Here is an 18560-nt window from a genome sequence, read left to right on the forward strand (position 1 = left end):
CGGCATAACAATAATATTTGGGGGCTGTGCCATGAGAGTTTTGCGTTGTGTATGGCTAGCCATACTGGCAACTGCTGCCAGTTCAGCGGCATATGCTGAAACGGCGTCTGTCGATCAGGCGCGTGAAGCGTTGACCAAGCAGGAAGACGATGCCGATAGCGCGAAAGCGCTGGAGGAGGTGTTTCAGGCTGCGGAAAAAAGCTACACCTTGCTCAAAAAGGGTGAGCGCACATTGACCTATGGTTTCGACTATTCACTGGTTCGCGATACGGTGATTGAGACTGTTCGTACCGGAAATAATGTGTTCAGCGTTGTTGGGCAGAGTGAAGCCCAGCACACCTTTACCAACTCCTTCACCTTTGACTATGGCGTTTGGGACAACCTGACCTTCAGTGTGCGTCTGCCCATGGTGGCTAAATACGACACTGAACGTGATCTCAATGCCTACAGCCTGGGCGATATTTCTGCCAGTTTGCGCTGGCAACCCTGGACGTCATTACGGGGTAAACCGGTCACAACGCTTTATGCCACCTTGGGGCTTCCCACCGGGAATAGCCCGTATGACATCAATACAGACAGTGATCTATCAACGGGTGGTGGTGCCTATAGCCTTGGCCTTGGTGCAAACCTTTCCTATGTTATCGATCCCGTCGTGTTGTTTGGTTCGGTTGGTTATACCTACAACGTGCCAATCACCGGTATTGGTCAGGTGCGGGGCGGCCGTCTGCTCGAAGAGGTTGATCCGGGTTCCTCTTTCTCTCTGAGCATGGGCTTTGCCTATGCCTTGTCCTATGACGTGTCACTGGCTACGTCATACCAGATGTCGCATTCCCTAAAACCGACATTCACCTTTGCGGATGGCGAAGCTGAGGGACGAGGGCAAACCAGTTCAGTCATGAACTTCTCGCTGGGCCTGCGAACTTCGCCGGAGCGAATCGTCAACGTCAGCGCCGGTTTCGGTATGACCGAGGACTCGCCGGATGTGCTGTTGGGCATCTCCATGCCTTTGGACATCAAAGGCCTGAAGGCCCAATAAACGCGAGCGAGAACGTCATGAAAACGCGAATTTCGCTGCTCACGCGGGCGGTTCTAGGGGTTGCTCTGTTCAGCGCCAGTGCAGCGCATGCGCAACTGGCGCAGAACCTGACGATTGGTAGCCCCAAGGCCATGGCTCTTGGCAATGCTGTGACGGCAGACTTTACCGGGATCGACTCGGTGCATTACAACCCCGCCGCGCTGACCAAACTCAAGGGGCGTCAAACAACAGTCAAATTCATCACCGGGATGATGGATATTCGCGCCGAGTTTGATGCCCCGGCCGGCTATGGCGCTAATTTTCTTGGCTTGAGAAATGACTCGGTTGCCAACTCTTCCAGCCGTGCGGGTTCGGCCATGATGTACTTGCCCGGTGTTGGTGGTGCAACCGAACTGCCCATGCTGTTTGCGCCTCTTGCCGGATTGTCGATCAATCCCCCCGGTTCAAAGCTGACCTTTGCAACCAACATGTACACCCCGCAAGCGCTCGGGTTTGCACGCGATGACGATGACCCAGGGCGTTATCAGGGCAAGGAGTTGGTGCTTCAGCGCTTGACCTATTTTTCGCCATCGCTTGCATATAAGGTCAATGATGAGCTTTCCGTGGGTATGTCCATTGGCTTTTCTCACCAGGCCATGGCGCTCAACCAAGACTTCCGTGCGCCGGGTATCCTCACCGGGTTTGTCGGCGTTGCCCAGGACGCACTGTGCCTGGTGGACAACAACCCATTCGAGATTTTTCTCAATATCTGTGGAGGGGAGCTGGGACCCTTCACAGACATTGCCAATATCGACATTGATATGCAGCAAACGCTTTCGCCAACATGGAACCTGGGTTTCCTCTGGGAGCCGAATGACTGGTTTGCTCTCGGTGCGGTCTACCAGAGTGAGGCGCGGATGCGCCTGAAAGGTCAGTATGTGGTTGACTACTCGCAGAACTGGCAGGGCTTCTGGCAGGGGCTGGACAGTTCGTTTATCGGTGCAGTTTTTAGCACGATCACTCCGGATGGGCTTTTCGATAAAGAGCGCGGTAATGTCTCGCTCAATATGACTTACCCAGCCCATTTTGCCTCTGGGATCAAATTCAAACCGCATGATCGCTGGCAAATCAATCTCGACGTCAAATGGACGGACTATGCCGCCTGGGACAAGTTCGAACTGGAGTTCGACCGTCAGCTGGATATTTTGACCATCGCCAGTCTGTTCTCTCCGGAGAACGCCACGTCCACCAGCATCATTCTTGACCGTGGTTATGAGTCCGTCTGGAGTTGGGCCGTTGGTGTCGAATACCAGGTCAATGACCGTCTGAGTTTGCGTATGGGTTATGAGCCAAGACCTTCAGCCATTCCCGGCAACAAGGCTGACGTACTGGCACCTCTTGGGGATGCCAAACTCTATGGTCTCGGGGTGGGTTATCAGTGGGATAAGGATACTGTGATCGATCTGGGCTTCAACTATCTGGTCAGTAAACAGGACATTCCGGCGCGTTCCAGTTGCAATATCAACTGCTCATCCATCGACAGCATGGTGTACAACCCTTATGCCGATTTGGATGTTAAAACCAGTGTCAAAGCCTATGTATTGGCATTGACCTATCGCACCACTTTCTAGGGTTCAGTCATGCGTATTGTGCTGATGCTGGTGGGTTTTATGGCGGCTACGCAGGCCAGCGCCAGCGGCCGCTATTTAACCTGGGTGGATGATCAGGGGCGGGTGCACAACAGTTTTGTCGACAATCGCTACGTGGCGCATCAACAGACGGCTATCGGCAATATCCAGCGCAGCGATCAGGCGCGCTTGAATGACGGTGAGGCAGCAGTCTGGCCTGGTAGCAAGAGCACTGGTGAAAGCAAGCGACGCTATTTCACCTGGGTGGACGCAAGCGGCAATTTGCAGAACAGCTTCTATGCGGGTCAGCAGGTGCAAGCCGGTGGTAATGAGGTTCTTCTGGGTACGGGTGAGCGCTCCAGTGCTTACATCAGCTCGGATGTATTGGAGGGGCGCGATTTTGCCCGTGACGAGCAGGATGGACGCTACTTCACCTGGGTGGATGAGCAGGGCCGCATGCGTAACTCCAAGGTCCCGCCCAAGGGAGCCAAAGCGCCGACACCCACCTTGCACAATGTGCCGCTGACCCAGGGTAGGGAAGTGACCTTTGACGCTAAATCACACACTTTGCCGGGGCTGGATGGGCAGCCCACTGCCGCGATGCAGGCTTTGCTGGCGGGTACTGAAGAGAAGGTTGAGGAGCGCTATCAGGAACTAGTCGAGCGTTGCTGTGGGCAATTGAGTGAGGAAGATTTCACCCCTATCAGCGCCGATGAACCACGTTATGAAGAGCTCAATCGCTTTTCCCCCAGCCTGGATTTTCCCATGGGCAAGAGCTACTACGCTGCCCTGAAGCTGCCACGCTCGCAGTACGACTTCGGTTTGCGTATTCGCAGCTTCGCCAACAAGCAGGTCGCGTATCCCTCCTTGCTGTTCCTTGATCAGGCCAAGCAGCCAACGCGCCTGGTGAGTGATGCGGTGTATCAGCTGCATGCGGAAACTTGGTATCGCTATGCCTTTATCGAAGGCACTGTGCCGGTAAGAGCCGCCGCCGGTGAGCACTATGTGCTGCTATTGACTACGGATGAAGATCGCAGCCTGCAAACCCTGGATAACAAACCCTTCAAACGGCCCCTGCAGGCGCTGGCAGTCGATGAGGCTGGTATGCAGACCCATGCACACAGCGATGAAGGCGCATTCGAGTTGGCGATTGTGCGTTAGCGACTCAATCAAACAGCCATAAAAAAGCCCGGACTTGTCCGGGCTTTTTTGTTTGTGCGATCAATCAGATTTGCGCAATCGAGACATGGCCAAACAGCTCTTGCGAGAAGCGTACGCGCTCTTCGGCGGTTTCGACGATGCCTTTTTTCTGCAGTTCGGCGATACGCGCCTCGACTGCGTGGGCTCGGTGGGTGAGGCCGCAGTCGTTAGCGATCTGGATGTTCAGGCCTGGGCGGGCATTGAGTTCGAGAATCAACGGGCCCTTGTCCTGATCCAGCACCATGTCCACGCCGATATAGCCCAAACCGCAGAGCTCGTAGCAGCCGGCGGCGAGCTTCATAAAGCCGTCCCAGTTAGGCAGTTGCACACCGTCTACCGCATTGGTGGTGTCCGGGTGCTTACTGATCTTGTTGTTCAGCCAAGTGCCGCGCAGGGTTACGCCGGTGGCCAGGTCTACACCGACACCAATGGCGCCCTGGTGCAGGTTGGCCTTGCCGCCGGATTGACGCGTCGGCAAGCGCAGCATGGCCATCACTGGATAGCCCATCAGTACGATGATGCGAATGTCCGGCACGCCTTCGTAGCTGATGCTCTTGAATATCTGGTCGGGTGTAACCCGGTATTCGATCAGCGCGCGATCACGGTGACCGCCCAAGGAGTAGAGCCCGGTCAGAATGCTGGAGATCTGATGCTCGATCTCCTCGTGGCTGATGATCTTGCCTGAGACCGTTTTGTACTTCTCTTCAAAGCGATCCGCGATCACTAGGATGCCGTCACCGCCAGCGCCCTGCGCTGGCTTGACCACGAAGTCCGGGCGATCACCGATGATTGCACGCAGGTTATCGATGCCTTTTTCGGTATCGATGATGCCGTACATTTCCGGCACATCGATACCCGCTTCGATAGCGCGCATTTTGGTAATGATCTTGTCATCGACGATCGGGTACAGGTGCCGTTTGTTGTACTTCAGCACGTAGTCCGCGTTACGCCGATTGATGCCCATGATGCCTTTAGCTTCCAGGGCTTTCCACGTCTTGATCAGACCGAACATGGCATTAGTCCTTGAGGAAGGCTTTGAAGCGGAACAGTTCGGTCAGGCGGTAGCCACGGTAGCGACCCATCGCCAGCATGAAGCCCACCAGAATCATCAGTACGGCCGGGAAGGTGAACACAAAGTAGTTCAGCTCCGGCACGCTCATCAGCAGGTGCGCCAGGGTGGCAGCGAACAGGGTGCCGATGGCGACCTTGAAGGCATGGCCGCCGCCGCGCTCTTCCCAGGTGATCGACAGGCGCTCGATGGTCATGGTCAGAATTACCATTGGGAACAGAGCTACGGACAGGCCGCGTTCCAGGCCCAGCTTATGGCTGAACAAGCTGATCACCGCAATCAGCACCACCACAAAGGTCAGCACCACCGATAGCCTTGGCAGCATCTGCAGCTTCAGGTGTTCGAGGTAGGAGCGTAGCGACAGACCCAGAGCGGTTATCACGGTAAACAAGATAATGCCGAAGCCCAACTGGGTTTCACGGAAAGCCAGGGCAATCAGAACCGGGGTGAAGGTACCGAGCGTTTGCAGGCCACCGAGGTTACGCAGGATCAGAATCACCAGCACGCCAATCGGGATCATCACCATGATCATGAAGGTCTGCTGAGTCTGTAGCGGCAGACCGTACAAGCTGTATTCGAGGAAGTCAGCGTCGGTATTTTCGTCGGTCAGCTTGGCCAGGCGAATGGCGTTCATTTCGCTGTTGTTCAGGCTGAAGCTGACTTGCGCCTGCTTGCCGCCTTCCAGGGTGACCAGGTTGTCATCGCCAATCCACCAGACCAGACGATCAACCGGTAGGCCTTGCTCGCCGCTTTCTGGGTTGAAATACAGCCAGTTCTCGCCGTTGAAGCTGCGCAGCCACAGTTCTGGGTTTTGCTGGATATCCGCAGCCAGGCGAATGGTGTGTACGCGCTCCATTGGCACATGGGCGATGGACAGCAGCAGTTCGATTACTTTGGCTTTGTTCGGGGTAGAGGCATCGCCGCCCAGCAGCAGTTTGACGTTGTCATCATTGCTGTTGTTAACCCGCTTGATGGTCTCGCTGATAAAGGTTTCAACGTCCGCCGAGTGCTGGCGAATAGGTGCCAGCAACGCTTCGGCAGCAATCTTCTCGGCGCCTTCAACCGGGATGCTGTCGCGGAAGATCGGCCCCTTGGCTTTGGCTTGCTCGCCGCTGTAGCGCTTGGTCAGCACCAGACGGTAGTAGAGAGTTTGCTTGCCACTGGCGCGACGTGCGGACCAGGTGACTTTGCGGTTGCCGTCGGCGCGGTTGATGCTCACGCCGTAGTTATTCGAGATAAAGCTCTCATTCAGGCTGACGTAATCCTGGGCCAACGGCGGCACGAACATCTGCAGCTTTACTGGCTCGCGTGGATTGGCCTGGAACTCGACTTTGGCGTCGATGTTCCACAGGTCATCAGTTTCGTCTTCGGTCATGGGAATGCCGAGGATGAAGATCTGATAAGCCGTGATCAGAACGCCCAGGCTCACGAGGAGTATGACCAGGACTTTCAGATGGAGGGTAAGAGAGCGCATGGGAATTACTCGCCAAGGTTTGCGTCAGGGGCACAAGCAGGTTTACCTGCTGCGTATTTAAGACTCGGATCGACCAGCGCCGAAAAGCGTTTGAGTGCTTCGGAGCCTATCAATAACGGGTATTGGAAAGCACTGCGGTCGGTCAAGTTCACTTCAATTGTGCGTAGGCTGCTGCCCATGCACACATCCATTTCGATCACGGGGCGTGCCGTATAGGTTTTTTCTTCCTGTGGATCATAGTCGCCTGCGCGGCGTTTGATCTTGCTGATGCGCGCCAGGGGGCGTTCGATCGGGCTGCTATGTGCTTCGTCGATGGCCAGGTAAAAGCGTACCCAGGTTTCGCCATCACGCTTGAAGCGTTTGATGTCGCGAGCACTCAGTGATGCGGTCTTGGCGCCGGTGTCGAGCTTGGCGGCAAGCTTCAGGTCGAGGTCGAATAAGCGGACGTATTCATTAAGCCCATAGACTGTCTTCTCCGCAGCGAAACTCAGGCCGGGAGTAAGTAGCAGGCATAGCAGAAGAATGGTGGGCTTTAGTGTCATAAGTCCTGAAGTATGGTGTTGATGAAGGGACAAGCACATGCAGGTTGCGCAAGCGGCTCTTGGTGCGCCTGGGCTTGGAGTCTAGCAGGCAGTCAGAAATTCCTCTGCTCGTGTTAAACGGGCGGCATTCTAACATGGGGTTTTTCAGTCGTGACAGGCGCTTATAGGCGTTTATGCAAGTAAGGTCGCGACTGCGGGCGACTAAAGTAGTGCTGCGCACTGTCAACAATCTTCTTGGTTTGTTTGACACTAATGCCTTCTTGGCGTAGTTTTCAGGCACTTAATTTGCGCAGTGTCGACAATATGCTTGATGTAATTGAGCCGCTCGAGTCTAGCCAGGAAGATGCTGAAACGCTTTCTGAGCAGGTTTTCCGGCGTATTCAGGCGGCTATCGTCAAGGGCGAGATTGCCCCCGGCAGCAAAATTTCCGAGCCTGAATTGGCGCGCACCTATGGCATCAGCCGTGGCCCGCTGCGTGAAGCGATTCATCGCCTGGAAGGTCAGCGCCTACTGGTGCGCGTGCCGCACATAGGTGCGCGGGTGGTGTCGCTCAGTCACGCCGAACTGATCGAACTCTATGAGATTCGTGAGTCCCTGGAAGGTATGGCTTGTCGCCTAGCTGCCGAGCGTATGAGTCAGGCAGAAATTGATGAGCTGCGCGCGGTGCTCGATCTGCATGAGCAAGACGCCGCCTTCAAGGCTGGCGTCGGCTACTACCAGCAGGAAGGCGATTTCGACTTCCATTACCGGATCATTCAGGGCAGTGGCAACAAGACCCTAACCCAGATGCTCTGTGGTGAGCTCTATCAACTGGTGCGCATGTACCGCCTGCAGTTCTCCGCGACGCCCAATCGTCCGCGTCAGGCCTTTGCCGAACACCATCGTATTCTCGATGCCATCGCCGATCGAGACGGCGAATTGGCCGAGTTGTTGATGCGCCGTCATATCGGGGCTTCCAAACGCAATATCGAGCGCCATTTCTCCAGCAGCACGGGCGCGCACACCAAGACAGCCAAACCACGAGGTGAGTCATGAGTCAGCTTTCCCCAGGCCAGCGTTTCCGTCAGGCGCTTGCCATCGAGTCGCCCCTGCAGGTGATCGGTGCGATCAATGCCAACCATGCCTTGCTGGCCAAGCGCGCAGGTTTCAAAGCTATTTATCTGTCCGGTGGCGGTGTGGCAGCCGGCTCGCTCGGTTTGCCTGATCTGGGCATCAACACCTTGGATGACGTGCTCACTGATGTGCGTCGTATCACCGATGTCTGCGACCTGCCGCTGCTGGTGGACATCGACACCGGCTTTGGCCCGAGCGCCTTCAATATCGAGCGCACCATCAAGAACCTGATCAAGGCCGGCGCCGCTGCCGCGCATATCGAAGATCAGGTGGGTGCCAAGCGTTGTGGCCACCGTCCGGGCAAGGAGATCGTCTCCTGCGAGGAAATGGTCGATCGCGTACGCGCTGCCGCTGATGCTAAAACCGATCCTGATTTCTTCCTGATTGCCCGCACCGACGCGATTCAGGCCGAGGGTGTGGATGCCGCCATCGAGCGCTGCCTGCGTTACGTGGAGGCCGGTGCCGACGGCATCTTCGCCGAAGCGGCCTATGACCTGCCGACCTACAAGCGCTTCGTCGATGCGCTGAATGTCCCGGTACTGGCCAACATCACCGAGTTCGGCGCCACGCCGTTGTTCACCCGCGACGAACTGGCCTCGGTGGGCGTGGCCATTCAGCTCTACCCGCTGTCGGCCTTCCGCGCCGCCAACAAGGCCGCAGAAAGTGTCTACACCTCGATTCGCCAGAGCGGCCACCAGAAAGACGTGATCGAGCTGATGCAGACCCGCGCCGAACTCTATGACCGCATCGGCTACCACGCCTTCGAGCAGAAGCTCGACGCCCTGTTTGCCGCAAAAAAATAACAACGCATCAACCGGATTTGAGGAGATAAGCATGAGCGCAACCCCGGAAACCACCCCAGGCTTCAAGCCGAAGAAATCCGTGGCTCTTTCTGGCACTGCTGCCGGCAACACCGCCCTGTGCACCGTGGGTCGCACCGGTAATGACCTGCACTACCGTGGCTATGACGTGCTGGACTTTGCCAACCGCTGCGAGTTCGAGGAAATCGCCCATCTGCTGGTGCATGGTAAGCTGCCCAATGCCGCCGAACTGGCCGGTTACAAGGCCAAGCTCAAGGCCCTGCGCGGGTTGCCGGCGGCATTGAAGGTTGCGCTTGAACAATTGCCGCCGTCCGCTCATCCGATGGATGTGATGCGTACGGCTGTGTCGGTACTGGGTTGCGTGTCGCCAGAAAAGGACGACCACAATCACCCTGGCGCTCGTGACATTGCCGACAAGCTGATGGCTTCGCTGGGTTCCGCGCTGCTGTACTGGTACCACTTCAGCCACAACGGTAAGCGCATCGAGGTGGAAACCGACGACGACTCCATCGGCGGGCATTTCCTTCACCTGCTGCATGGCGAGAAGCCTCGTGAATCCTGGGTGCGCGCCATGCACACCTCGCTCAACCTGTATGCCGAGCACGAGTTCAATGCGTCGACTTTCACCTCGCGAGTGATCGCCGGTACGGGCTCGGATATGTACAGCTGCATCGCCGGCGGTATCGGCGCGCTGCGTGGTCCGAAACATGGCGGTGCCAACGAAGTGGCCTTCGAGGTGCAGAAGCGCTACGACACCCCGGACGAGGCCGAGGCCGATATCCGTGCGCGGGTCGAAAAGAAGGAAGTGGTGATCGGCTTTGGCCACCCGGTTTACACCGTGGCGGACCCGCGCAATAAGGTGATCAAGGAAGTGGCCCGCGAGCTGTCGGCTGAGCAGGGCAATATGAAGATGTATGACATCGCCGAGCGTCTGGAAACCATCATGTGGGATATCAAGAAGATGTTCCCCAACCTCGATTGGTTCAGCGCCGTCAGTTACCACATGATGGGCGTGCCCACCGCCATGTTTACCCCGTTGTTCGTGATCGCGCGCACCTCCGGCTGGTCCAGCCATGTGATCGAGCAACGCATCGACGGCAAGATCATTCGTCCGAGCGCCAACTACACAGGTCCTGAGGACCTGAAGTTTGTGCCGCTCAAGGACCGCAAATAATGAGCAGCCCAGTGAACACTCAATACCGCAAACCGCTGGCTGGCACAGTGCTGGATTACTTCGACACCCGTGAGGCGGTCGATGCCATCACCCCAGGTGCCTACGCCAAACTGCCCTACACCAGCCGCGTGCTGGCCGAGCAACTGGTACGCCGCTGCGAACCCGCAGCGCTGACTGATGCGCTCAAGCAGCTAATCGAGCGCAAGCAGGACCTGGATTTTCCCTGGTACCCGGCGCGGGTAGTGTGCCACGACATTCTCGGCCAGACCGCTTTGGTCGACCTGGCTGGCCTGCGTGATGCCATCGCCGAGCAAGGCGGGGACCCAGCCAAGGTCAACCCGGTGGTGCCGACCCAACTGATCGTTGACCACTCCCTGGCTGTGGAATTCGCTGGCTTTGATCCGGATGCGTTCGAGAAGAACCGCGCCGTGGAAGAGCGCCGCAACGAGGACCGCTTCCACTTTATCGAGTGGACCAAGACCGCATTCAAGAACGTCGACGTGATCCCGGCCGGTAACGGCATCATGCACCAGATCAACCTGGAGAAAATGAGCCCGGTGATTCAGGCGCGTGGCGGTATTGCGTTTCCGGATACCTGCGTTGGCACCGACTCGCACACTCCGCACGTCGATGCATTGGGCGTGATCGCCATCGGTGTCGGCGGCCTGGAAGCCGAGACCGTGATGCTCGGCCTGCCGTCGATGATGCGCTTGCCCGATATCGTCGGCGTTAAATTGACCGGCAAGCGTCAGCCTGGGATTACCGCCACCGATATCGTCCTAGCGCTGACCGAGTTTCTGCGCAAGGAGCGCGTGGTTGGGGCCTGGGTCGAGTTCTTCGGCGAGGGCGCAGACAGCCTGTCCATCGGTGACCGTGCAACCATCTCCAATATGTGCCCGGAGTACGGCGCAACGGCGGCGATGTTCTATATCGATCAGCAGACCATCGACTATCTCAAGCTTACCGGGCGTGAACCGGAGCAGGTGACGCTGGTCGAGCACTACGCCAAGACCACCGGCCTGTGGGCCGATGCGCTGGTCAGTGCTGAATACGAGCGCGTGCTGAGCTTCGACCTGTCGACCGTGGTGCGCAACATGGCCGGCCCGAGTAACCCGCACAAGCGCCTGCCGACCTCGGCGCTGCACGAGCGCGGCATTGCCGACGAGGCCAAGTTGGCCGCTGGCAAGCTGGAGGAGGATGAAGGCCTGATGCCGGATGGCGCCGTGATCATCGCCGCCATCACCAGCTGCACCAACACCTCCAACCCGCGCAACGTGGTGGCGGCCGGCCTGCTGGCGAAAAAAGCCAACCAGCTGGGATTGCTGCGCAAGCCGTGGGTCAAGACGTCCTTCGCGCCGGGTTCGAAAGTCGCCAAGTTGTACCTAGAAGAGGCTGGCCTGCTGAGCGAGCTGGAACAGTTGGGTTTTGGCATCGTCGCCTACGCCTGCACCACCTGTAACGGCATGTCCGGCGCGCTGGATCCAGTGATCCAGCAGGAAATCATCGACCGCGACCTCTACGCCACCGCAGTGCTCTCCGGTAATCGCAACTTTGACGGGCGCATCCACCCGTATGCCAAGCAGGCGTTCCTGGCTTCGCCGCCGCTGGTAGTGGCCTACGCCATTGCCGGCACCGTGCGTTTTGACATTGAGCAGGATGTGCTCGGTCATGACCAGAACGGCAACCCGATCACCCTCAAGGACCTGTGGCCGAGCGACGAAGAGATCGATGCCATCGTCGCCTCCTCGGTGAAGCCTGAGCAGTTCCGGCAGATTTATATCCCGATGTTCGATTTGGGCACTGTCACCGAAGCCGAAAGCCCGCTGTACGACTGGCGTCCGATGAGCACCTATATCCGTCGCCCGCCTTACTGGGAAGGCGCACTGGCCGGTGAGCGCACGCTCAAAGGCATGCTGCCGCTGGCGATCCTGCCGGACAACATCACCACCGATCACCTGTCGCCTTCCAACGCCATCCTGCTGGATTCGGCCGCCGGTGAGTACCTGCACAAAATGGGCTTGCCAGAGGAGGACTTCAACTCCTATGCCACCCATCGCGGTGACCACCTGACCGCGCAGCGCGCCACCTTTGCCAACCCGCAGTTGGTCAACGAAATGGCCGTGGTTGACGGTGTGGTGAAGAAGGGTTCGCTGGCCCGCGTTGAGCCGGAAGGCAAGGTGATGCGCATGTGGGAAGCGATCGAAACCTACATGAATCGCAAGCAGAACCTGATCATCGTCGCCGGTGCTGACTACGGCCAGGGTAGCTCGCGTGACTGGGCGGCCAAGGGCGTGCGCTTGGCAGGCGTGGAAGTGATCGCGGCCGAAGGGTTCGAGCGTATTCACCGCACCAACCTGGTGGGCATGGGCGTGCTGCCGGTCGAGTTTAAGCCGGGTACAACCCGCCTGACCCTCGGCCTCGACGGCACTGAGACCTACGACATCCAGGGCGATGTGTCGCCACGCTGCGACCTGACCCTAGTGGTCAATCGCCGCAATGGTGAAGTGGTCAAGGTGCCAGTGACCTGTCGTTTGGACACTGCAGCCGAAGTGCATGTGTACAAGGCCGGTGGCGTTCTGCAGCGTTTTGCTCAGGACTTCCTCGAAGGCGCCGTCGCCTGATTCCGTGGGGTGGATGGCGCTTTTCCATCCACCGCTTTCACGCACCGACGGTGAAGCGTGGTCCACCCTACGGCAATTTCACTTTTCAGCCAGGACCAAACCATGGCTCATCTCTCCCAGATTAGAATTCCCGCCACCTATATGCGTGGCGGCACCAGTAAGGGCGTGTTCTTCCGCCTGCAGGACCTGCCGCAAAACTGCCAGGTGCCGGGCGCCGCGCGCGACAAGCTGTTTATGCGGGTGATCGGCAGCCCCGATCCTTATGCGGCGCAGATCGACGGCATGGGCGGCGCAACGTCCTCGACCTCCAAGTGCGTGATCCTGTCGAAAAGCAGTCAACCGGATCACGACGTTGACTACCTCTATGGTCAGGTTTCGATCGATAAACCCTTCGTCGACTGGAGCGGCAACTGCGGCAACCTGTCTACCGGTGCCGGGGCTTTTGCCATTCATGCCGGTCTGCTTGACCCTGCGCGTATTCCGGAAAACGGCGTGTGCGTGGTGCGGATCTGGCAGGCGAATATCCAGAAAACCATCATCGCCCATGTTCCGGTCAGCAATGGTCAGGTGCAGGAAACCGGTGACTTTGAGTTGGACGGGGTGACATTCCCGGCGGCCGAGATCGTGCTGGAGTTCCTTGATCCGTCCGATGACGGTGATGAGGGTGGCTCGATGTTCCCCACCGGCAACCTGGTGGACGACCTGGACGTGCCAGGAGTTGGCACCTTCAAGGCAACCATGATCACTGCGGGCATTCCGACCGTGTTCGTAAACGCCGAAGATATTGGCTATCAGGGCACTGAGTTGCGCGAGCAGATCAACGGTGACCCTGAGCAGCTGGCGCGTTTCGAAAAGATCCGTGTGGCGGGGGCGTTGCGCATGGGGCTGATCAAAACGGCGGAAGAAGCAGCTACCCGCCAGCACACGCCGAAAATCGCCTTTGTTGCTAAACCAAAGGATTACCTGTCTTCCAGTGGCAAAACGGTGCCTGCGGGCGAGATCGATCTGCTGGTGCGTGCGCTGTCTATGGGCAAGCTGCATCACGCCATGATGGGTACCTGCGCGGTGGCCATCGGCACCGCAGCGGCAATTCCCGGCACCTTGGTCAATCTGGCAGCGGGCGGCAGTGCGCGCGAAGCCGTACGTTTTGGTCATCCATCCGGCACCTTGCGCGTGGGTGCACAGGCGGCGCTGGTCGACGGTCAGTGGACGGTAACCAAGGCGATCATGAGTCGCAGTGCACGAATCTTGATGGAAGGTTGGGTGCGTGTGCCGGGCGATGTTTTGTAGCGTTTATAAATGAGAAAAGGCTCGAAGAGTTCGAGCCTTTTCTCTTAGCTTCAATGAGTTGTGCGAGTTACTTGAGGCGGCGCTCAACACCTTTTTCCACCAAGATCTTCGCGGAGATCTCTTCCACGGAGAAATAGGTAGAGTTGATAAAGTTGATGTTCTCGCGGCGGAACAGGTTTTCTACTTCGCGCACTTCAAACTCGCACTGAGCGAAACTGGCGTAGCGGCTGTTGGGTTTGCGTTCATGGCGAATGGCGGTGAGGCGGTCCGGGTCGATGGTCAGGCCGAACAGCTTGTCCTTGTGCTTTTTCAGCACGGCTGGCAGCTGTAGGCTCTCCATGTCGTCTTCGGTCAGTGGGTAATTGGCGGCACGAATGCCGTATTGCATGGCCATATACAGGCAGGTAGGCGTTTTACCACAGCGCGAAACGCCTACCAGGATCAGGTCGGCCTTGTCGTAGTAGTGGGTGCGCGCACCGTCGTCGTTGTCGAGGGCGAAGTTGACTGCCTCAATGCGCTCCATGTAATTCGAGTTATGGCCAATGGAGTGCGATTTGCCGACCGAGTACGAGGAGTGAGAAGTCAGTTCTTGTTCGAGCGGCGCAAGGAAACTTGCGAAAATATCGATCATGAACCCTTCGGACTCTGCCAGGATGTCGCGAATGTCCTGGTTGACGATGGTGTCGAAGATGATCGGGCGAGAGCCGTCTTTCTCGGCGGCGCTATTGATTTGTTGTACCATTGCGCGCGCTTTTTCCACGCTGTCGATGTAGGGGCGCGTGAGCTTGGTAAAGTCGATGGTTTCAAACTGTGCCAGCAGACTTTGGCCCAGGGTTTCGGCAGTGATACCGGTGCCATCGGAGATGAAAAAAGCGGTTCGTTTCATTTGCACCATGGGCCTTAAGCTGAGGACGAATCTTGGCTATCATAGGCCCGCCTTTGCAGGGCCGATCCGGCCTGCATTGTTACTTATTTTCCAGGGCCAGGCCACAATCGTGCCGGCATGTATGCCGCCGAGCTTCCCCAGCCCCTTGAGCTTTTCCAACACCTTAGTGGAGAGATCACCTTGGTAGAGTACGTAGTTTCCCTCGACAAGCTCGGCAATCACGATGTTGAGCACGTAGGGGGCAAGAACGCCTCCCTGGGCGAGATGATCAGCAACCTTGCCGGTGCCGGAGTTTCGGTGCCTGGTGGTTTCGCCACTACAGCCCAGGCCTACCGGGACTTTCTTGAACTGAGCGGTCTGAACGATCAGATTCATGCTGCCCTCGATGCCCTTGATGTTGATGACGTCAACGCGCTGGCCAAAACCGGTGCGCAGATCCGTCAGTGGGTGATGGACGCTGCTTTCCCCGAAGAGTTGAACGCCCAGATCCGCACCGCCTTCGCCGAAATGGCCGGTGGTAACGACAATATGGCCGTTGCCGTGCGCTCCTCGGCCACCGCCGAAGACCTGCCAGATGCCTCGTTTGCTGGTCAGCAGGAAACCTTCCTGAACATTCGCGGTGTGGACAACGTGATCCGCGCTGCCAAAGAAGTATTCGCCTCGCTGTTCAACGACCGCGCTATTGCCTACCGCGTGCATCAGGGCTTCGACCACAAACTGGTCGCTCTGTCTGCTGGCGTGCAGCGCATGGTGCGTTCGGAAACCGGCACCGCCGGCGTGATGTTCACCCTCGATACTGAATCCGGTTTCCGCGACGTGGTGTTTATCACCGGCGCCTACGGCCTCGGCGAAACTGTTGTGCAGGGTGCGGTCAACCCTGACGAGTTCTACGTGCACAAGCAAACGCTGGAAGCTGGCCGTCCGGCAATTCTGCGCCGCAACCTGGGCAGCAAAGCCATCAAGATGATCTACGGCGACGAAGCCAAGGCCGGTAAATCGGTCAAGGTGGTCGATGTGGACCGTGCCGAACGTGCGCGTTTCTGCCTGACTGATGCTGAGGTCAGCGAGCTGGCCAAGCAGGCGATGATCATCGAAAAGCACTACGGCCGCCCGATGGACATCGAATGGGCCAAAGACGGTGATGACGGCAAGCTGTACATCGTCCAGGCGCGCCCTGAAACGGTGAAAAGCCGCACCAACGTCAATGTTATGGAACGCTACCTGCTCAAGGAAACCGGCACTGTGCTGGTGGAAGGTCGCGCGATCGGTCAGAAGATCGGTGCGGGCCGCGTGCGGGTCATCCATGACGTGTCCGAGATGGACAAAGTCCAGCCCGGCGACGTGCTGGTCTCCGACATGACCGACCCGGATTGGGAGCCTGTGATGAAGCGCGCTAGCGCTATCGTCACCAACCGTGGCGGCCGTACCTGCCATGCTGCGATCATCGCCCGTGAGTTGGGTATTCCAGCCGTGGTCGGTTGCGGCAACGCCACCCAGGTGCTGAAAGATGGCATGGGTGTGACGGTTTCCTGCGCCGAAGGCGACACCGGCTTTATCTTCGAGGGCGAGCTGGGCTTCGATATTCGCAAGAATTCGGTCGACGCCATGCCCGAGCTGCCATTCAAGATCATGATGAACGTCGGTAACCCCGACCGCGCATTTGACTTCGCTCAGCTGCCGAATGAAGGCGTTGGCTTGGCGCGTCTGGAATTCATCATTAACCGCATGATTGGCGTGCACCCGAAAGCGCTGCTGAACTTCGCTGGCTTGCCGCCGGAGATCAAAGACAGCGTCGAGAAACGCATCGCCGGTTACGATGATCCGGTCAATTTCTACGTTGAGAAGCTGGTTGAGGGCATCAGCACCCTGGCTGCTGCGTTCTGGCCGAAGAAGGTCATCGTGCGTCTGTCGGACTTCAAGTCCAACGAATACGCAAACCTGATCGGCGGCAAACTTTACGAGCCGGAAGAAGAGAACCCGATGCTCGGTTTCCGTGGCGCTTCGCGTTACATCAGCGAATCGTTCCGCGACTGCTTTGAGCTGGAGTGCCGTGCACTGAAGAAAGTGCGCAACGAGATGGGCCTTACCAACGTCGAGATCATGGTGCCGTTCGTGCGTACCCTGGGTGAAGCCAGTCAGGTGGTCGACCTTCTGGCCGCCAACGGTCTGGCCCGTGGTCAGGATGGCCTGAAGGTCATCATGATGTGCGAGTTGCCGTCCAATGCGATTCTGGCTGAAGAGTTCCTCGAGTTCTTCGACGGTTTCTCCATCGGTTCTAACGACCTGACCCAGCTGACCCTAGGTCTGGACCGTGACTCGGGCATCGTCGCGCACCTGTTCGATGAGCGTAATCCGGCCGTGAAGAAGCTGCTGAGCAATGCCATCCAGGCCTGTAACAAGGCTGGCAAGTACATCGGCATCTGCGGTCAGGGTCCTTCGGATCACCCGGATCTGGCGCGCTGGCTGATGGAACAGGGCATCGAAAGCGTATCGCTGAACCCGGATTCGGTACTTGATACCTGGTTCTTCCTGGCTGAAGGTCAAGCGCCGGCCTGATAGCGCGTTTAAATCTCTGTTCAAGGGCGGGTTGATCCTGCCCTTTTTTGTGCCAGCACATCCTGTGCTTACCCCCTCCGGGCCGTCGCTTGCGACGTGAAAGAATTGCTCCCGGCAATTGGTTGTACCAGAGCGAAGATAGATGCAAAGCAGCAGTGAGCTTTTCCCCGTCACCTTGATCAGTGCAGAGTTTCGGGGCGATTTGAGCGAGGATGTCTATCGCCTCAAACCCGGTAACAGTCCGGACAGCAGTGTCGAGCTGGCTCTGACTCGTCTTGGTCGTGCTGGTCATGAACAGGTACGTGGCGTGCCGGTGATTCTGATTCCCGGCAGTTTTTCCAACCGGCGCTTCTGGTATTCCCCCAAATGCATTGGCTTGGGGCCTTACTTGGCGCGCGCCGGTTTTGATGTATGGATTGCCGAAATGCGTGGTCATGGCCTGTCGCCGCGCAATCGTGACTATTCGCGCAACACAGTCAGTGACTACGTGCGCTACGATCTGCCGGCAATTGCTGATTTTGTGCATGAGCAGAATCCGCAGAAGGCTCACTGGTTAGGCCATTCCCTTGGGGGGATTATTCTGGCCGGCGCACTCGGTGGGCAGTATCTGAGTGAAGATAAAATCGCTTCCAGCGTCCTGTTTGGCAGCCAGATCAGCCGCGTTTACTGGCCGCTGAAACTGCCGCCGCTGGAGTGGGGGAGCCGCTTGCTACTCAAACGGTTCTCGGTGATTTCCGGGTCACGGCTCAAGCGTGGTCCGGAGGATGAGCCGATAGGTCTTGCAGTCGAAAGTTTGCGCTGGCACGGCCTGTTCGGCCGCTTTGGTGATGCTGACCGCGATTGGTGGGCGGGGCTGGCCGAGGTGCGTGTTCCGATAATGGCCGTGGCCGCGCTGGGTGATCATCAAGACCCGGTCTGGGCGTGTCAAAAACTGCTCAAGCAATTTGGATCGCCCTTGAGTGAGTTTCTCTGTCTAGGTAAGAAGCATGGTTTCAGCGGTGATTTCGGCCATGTTGAGATGCTGGTTAGTAAAGAAGCGCAACTTGAGGTCTGGCCGTTGGTCGAACAGTGGCTGCGCAAGAGTCCGCAGGTCGCTGCTGAGCTGGCGCAAGCCGAGTTAGCGCGTAACAACGAGGTTTCGCCTGAATAGGCAGGCGCTGGCCGGTGTCCG

General features: G+C 57.8%; 14 protein-coding genes. 10 read left to right on the forward strand and 4 right to left on the reverse strand.

Annotated elements, in window-relative coordinates; genetic code table 11:
* Window positions 1–31: 31 nt before the first annotated feature.
* From HCI85_RS09300 to HCI85_RS09310, 3 genes are read left to right on the forward strand one after another with little or no spacing between them, the layout of a single operon-like run.
* Window positions 32–1036, forward strand: coding sequence for a transporter (locus HCI85_RS09300; protein WP_167144464.1), 1005 nt, complete (start codon window positions 32–34; stop codon window positions 1034–1036).
* Between the two features lie 17 nt (window positions 1037–1053).
* Complete coding sequence (locus HCI85_RS09305) at window positions 1054–2646, forward strand: outer membrane protein transport protein (RefSeq protein ID WP_167144466.1); 1593 nt, start codon at window positions 1054–1056, stop codon at window positions 2644–2646.
* Window positions 2647–2655: 9 nt separating this feature from the next.
* On the forward strand, window positions 2656–3804 hold the full coding sequence (locus HCI85_RS09310; RefSeq protein WP_167144468.1) for a MalM family protein: 1149 nt from the start codon (window positions 2656–2658) through the stop codon (window positions 3802–3804).
* Between the two features lie 64 nt (window positions 3805–3868).
* Here the strand turns inward: HCI85_RS09310 and HCI85_RS09315 are convergent, their stop codons facing one another.
* The 3 genes from HCI85_RS09315 to rloA are packed head-to-tail and all read right to left on the reverse strand — an operon-like array spanning window position 3869 to window position 6928.
* Window positions 3869–4855: an alpha-L-glutamate ligase-like protein gene (locus HCI85_RS09315; RefSeq protein ID WP_090255909.1), complete on the reverse strand. Its 987-nt coding sequence runs from the start codon at window positions 4853–4855 to the stop codon at window positions 3869–3871.
* A gap of 4 nt (window positions 4856–4859) precedes the next feature.
* Window positions 4860–6386: an osmotic stress tolerance membrane protein RloB gene (rloB, locus tag HCI85_RS09320; protein WP_160088496.1), complete on the reverse strand. Its 1527-nt coding sequence runs from the start codon at window positions 6384–6386 to the stop codon at window positions 4860–4862.
* A gap of 5 nt (window positions 6387–6391) precedes the next feature.
* Entirely contained in the window at window positions 6392–6928 is a 537-nt protein-coding gene (rloA, locus tag HCI85_RS09325) for a retropepsin-like aspartic peptidase RloA (RefSeq protein ID WP_090255907.1), read from the reverse strand.
* 303 nt (window positions 6929–7231) lie between these two features.
* On the opposite strand from rloA, the gene HCI85_RS09330 reads away from it, so the two are divergent.
* The 5 genes from HCI85_RS09330 (at window position 7232) to prpF (ending at window position 13947) form a co-directional block, all read left to right on the forward strand.
* The gene (locus tag HCI85_RS09330) at window positions 7232–7963 is read left to right on the forward strand and encodes a GntR family transcriptional regulator (RefSeq protein ID WP_167144470.1); all 732 of its coding nucleotides are present in this window, start codon (window positions 7232–7234) and stop codon (window positions 7961–7963) included.
* Window positions 7960–8844, forward strand: coding sequence for a methylisocitrate lyase (gene prpB / locus HCI85_RS09335; RefSeq protein ID WP_160088492.1), 885 nt, complete (start codon window positions 7960–7962; stop codon window positions 8842–8844). Before HCI85_RS09330 ends, prpB begins: the two co-directional genes overlap by 4 nt.
* Window positions 8845–8875: 31 nt before the next feature.
* On the forward strand, window positions 8876–10036 hold the full coding sequence (prpC, locus tag HCI85_RS09340; RefSeq protein ID WP_167144472.1) for a bifunctional 2-methylcitrate synthase/citrate synthase: 1161 nt from the start codon (window positions 8876–8878) through the stop codon (window positions 10034–10036).
* A gap of 11 nt (window positions 10037–10047) precedes the next feature.
* Window positions 10048–12657 carry a Fe/S-dependent 2-methylisocitrate dehydratase AcnD gene (acnD, locus tag HCI85_RS09345; protein ID WP_167145711.1) on the forward strand — a complete coding sequence of 870 codons (2610 nt, stop codon included), beginning with the start codon at window positions 10048–10050 and terminating at the stop codon, window positions 12655–12657.
* A gap of 102 nt (window positions 12658–12759) precedes the next feature.
* Window positions 12760–13947, forward strand: coding sequence for a 2-methylaconitate cis-trans isomerase PrpF (gene prpF / locus HCI85_RS09350; protein ID WP_167144474.1), 1188 nt, complete (start codon window positions 12760–12762; stop codon window positions 13945–13947).
* Window positions 13948–14014: 67 nt separating this feature from the next.
* On the opposite strand, the gene ppsR is transcribed toward prpF, so the two are convergent.
* Entirely contained in the window at window positions 14015–14833 is an 819-nt protein-coding gene (gene ppsR / locus HCI85_RS09355; protein ID WP_090255935.1) for a posphoenolpyruvate synthetase regulatory kinase/phosphorylase PpsR, read from the reverse strand.
* Between the two features lie 180 nt (window positions 14834–15013).
* Here ppsR and ppsA point away from each other — a divergent pair, with 180 nt between their 5' ends.
* Window positions 15014–17389: a phosphoenolpyruvate synthase gene (gene ppsA / locus HCI85_RS09360; RefSeq protein ID WP_090255903.1), complete on the forward strand. Its 2376-nt coding sequence runs from the start codon at window positions 15014–15016 to the stop codon at window positions 17387–17389.
* 142 nt (window positions 17390–17531) lie between these two features.
* Window positions 17532–18539, forward strand: coding sequence for an alpha/beta fold hydrolase (locus HCI85_RS09365; RefSeq protein ID WP_167144476.1), 1008 nt, complete (start codon window positions 17532–17534; stop codon window positions 18537–18539).
* The last annotated feature ends 21 nt before the right edge of the window (window positions 18540–18560 follow it).

The sequence above is a fragment of the Pseudomonas sp. OTU750018 genome, from assembly GCF_011636575.1.
Taxonomy (GTDB): domain Bacteria; phylum Pseudomonadota; class Gammaproteobacteria; order Pseudomonadales; family Pseudomonadaceae; genus Aquipseudomonas; species Aquipseudomonas peli.

What these genes read in the sequence shown, in the direction of transcription:
- HCI85_RS09300 (WP_167144464.1), top strand. Translation starts at nt 32, where the DNA reads ATGAGAGTTTTGCGTTGTGTATGGCTAGCCATACTGGCAACTGCTGCC.
- HCI85_RS09305 (WP_167144466.1), top strand. Translation starts at nt 1,054, where the DNA reads ATGAAAACGCGAATTTCGCTGCTCACGCGGGCGGTTCTAGGGGTTGCT.
- HCI85_RS09310 (WP_167144468.1), top strand. Translation starts at nt 2,656, where the DNA reads ATGCGTATTGTGCTGATGCTGGTGGGTTTTATGGCGGCTACGCAGGCC.
- HCI85_RS09315 (WP_090255909.1), bottom strand. Translation starts at nt 4,855, where the DNA reads ATGTTCGGTCTGATCAAGACGTGGAAAGCCCTGGAAGCTAAAGGCATC.
- rloB (WP_160088496.1), bottom strand. Translation starts at nt 6,386, where the DNA reads ATGCGCTCTCTTACCCTCCATCTGAAAGTCCTGGTCATACTCCTCGTG.
- rloA (WP_090255907.1), bottom strand. Translation starts at nt 6,928, where the DNA reads ATGACACTAAAGCCCACCATTCTTCTGCTATGCCTGCTACTTACTCCC.
- HCI85_RS09330 (WP_167144470.1), top strand. Translation starts at nt 7,232, where the DNA reads ATGCTTGATGTAATTGAGCCGCTCGAGTCTAGCCAGGAAGATGCTGAA.
- prpB (WP_160088492.1), top strand. Translation starts at nt 7,960, where the DNA reads ATGAGTCAGCTTTCCCCAGGCCAGCGTTTCCGTCAGGCGCTTGCCATC.
- prpC (WP_167144472.1), top strand. Translation starts at nt 8,876, where the DNA reads ATGAGCGCAACCCCGGAAACCACCCCAGGCTTCAAGCCGAAGAAATCC.
- prpF (WP_167144474.1), top strand. Translation starts at nt 12,760, where the DNA reads ATGGCTCATCTCTCCCAGATTAGAATTCCCGCCACCTATATGCGTGGC.
- ppsR (WP_090255935.1), bottom strand. Translation starts at nt 14,833, where the DNA reads ATGAAACGAACCGCTTTTTTCATCTCCGATGGCACCGGTATCACTGCC.
- HCI85_RS09365 (WP_167144476.1), top strand. Translation starts at nt 17,532, where the DNA reads ATGCAAAGCAGCAGTGAGCTTTTCCCCGTCACCTTGATCAGTGCAGAG.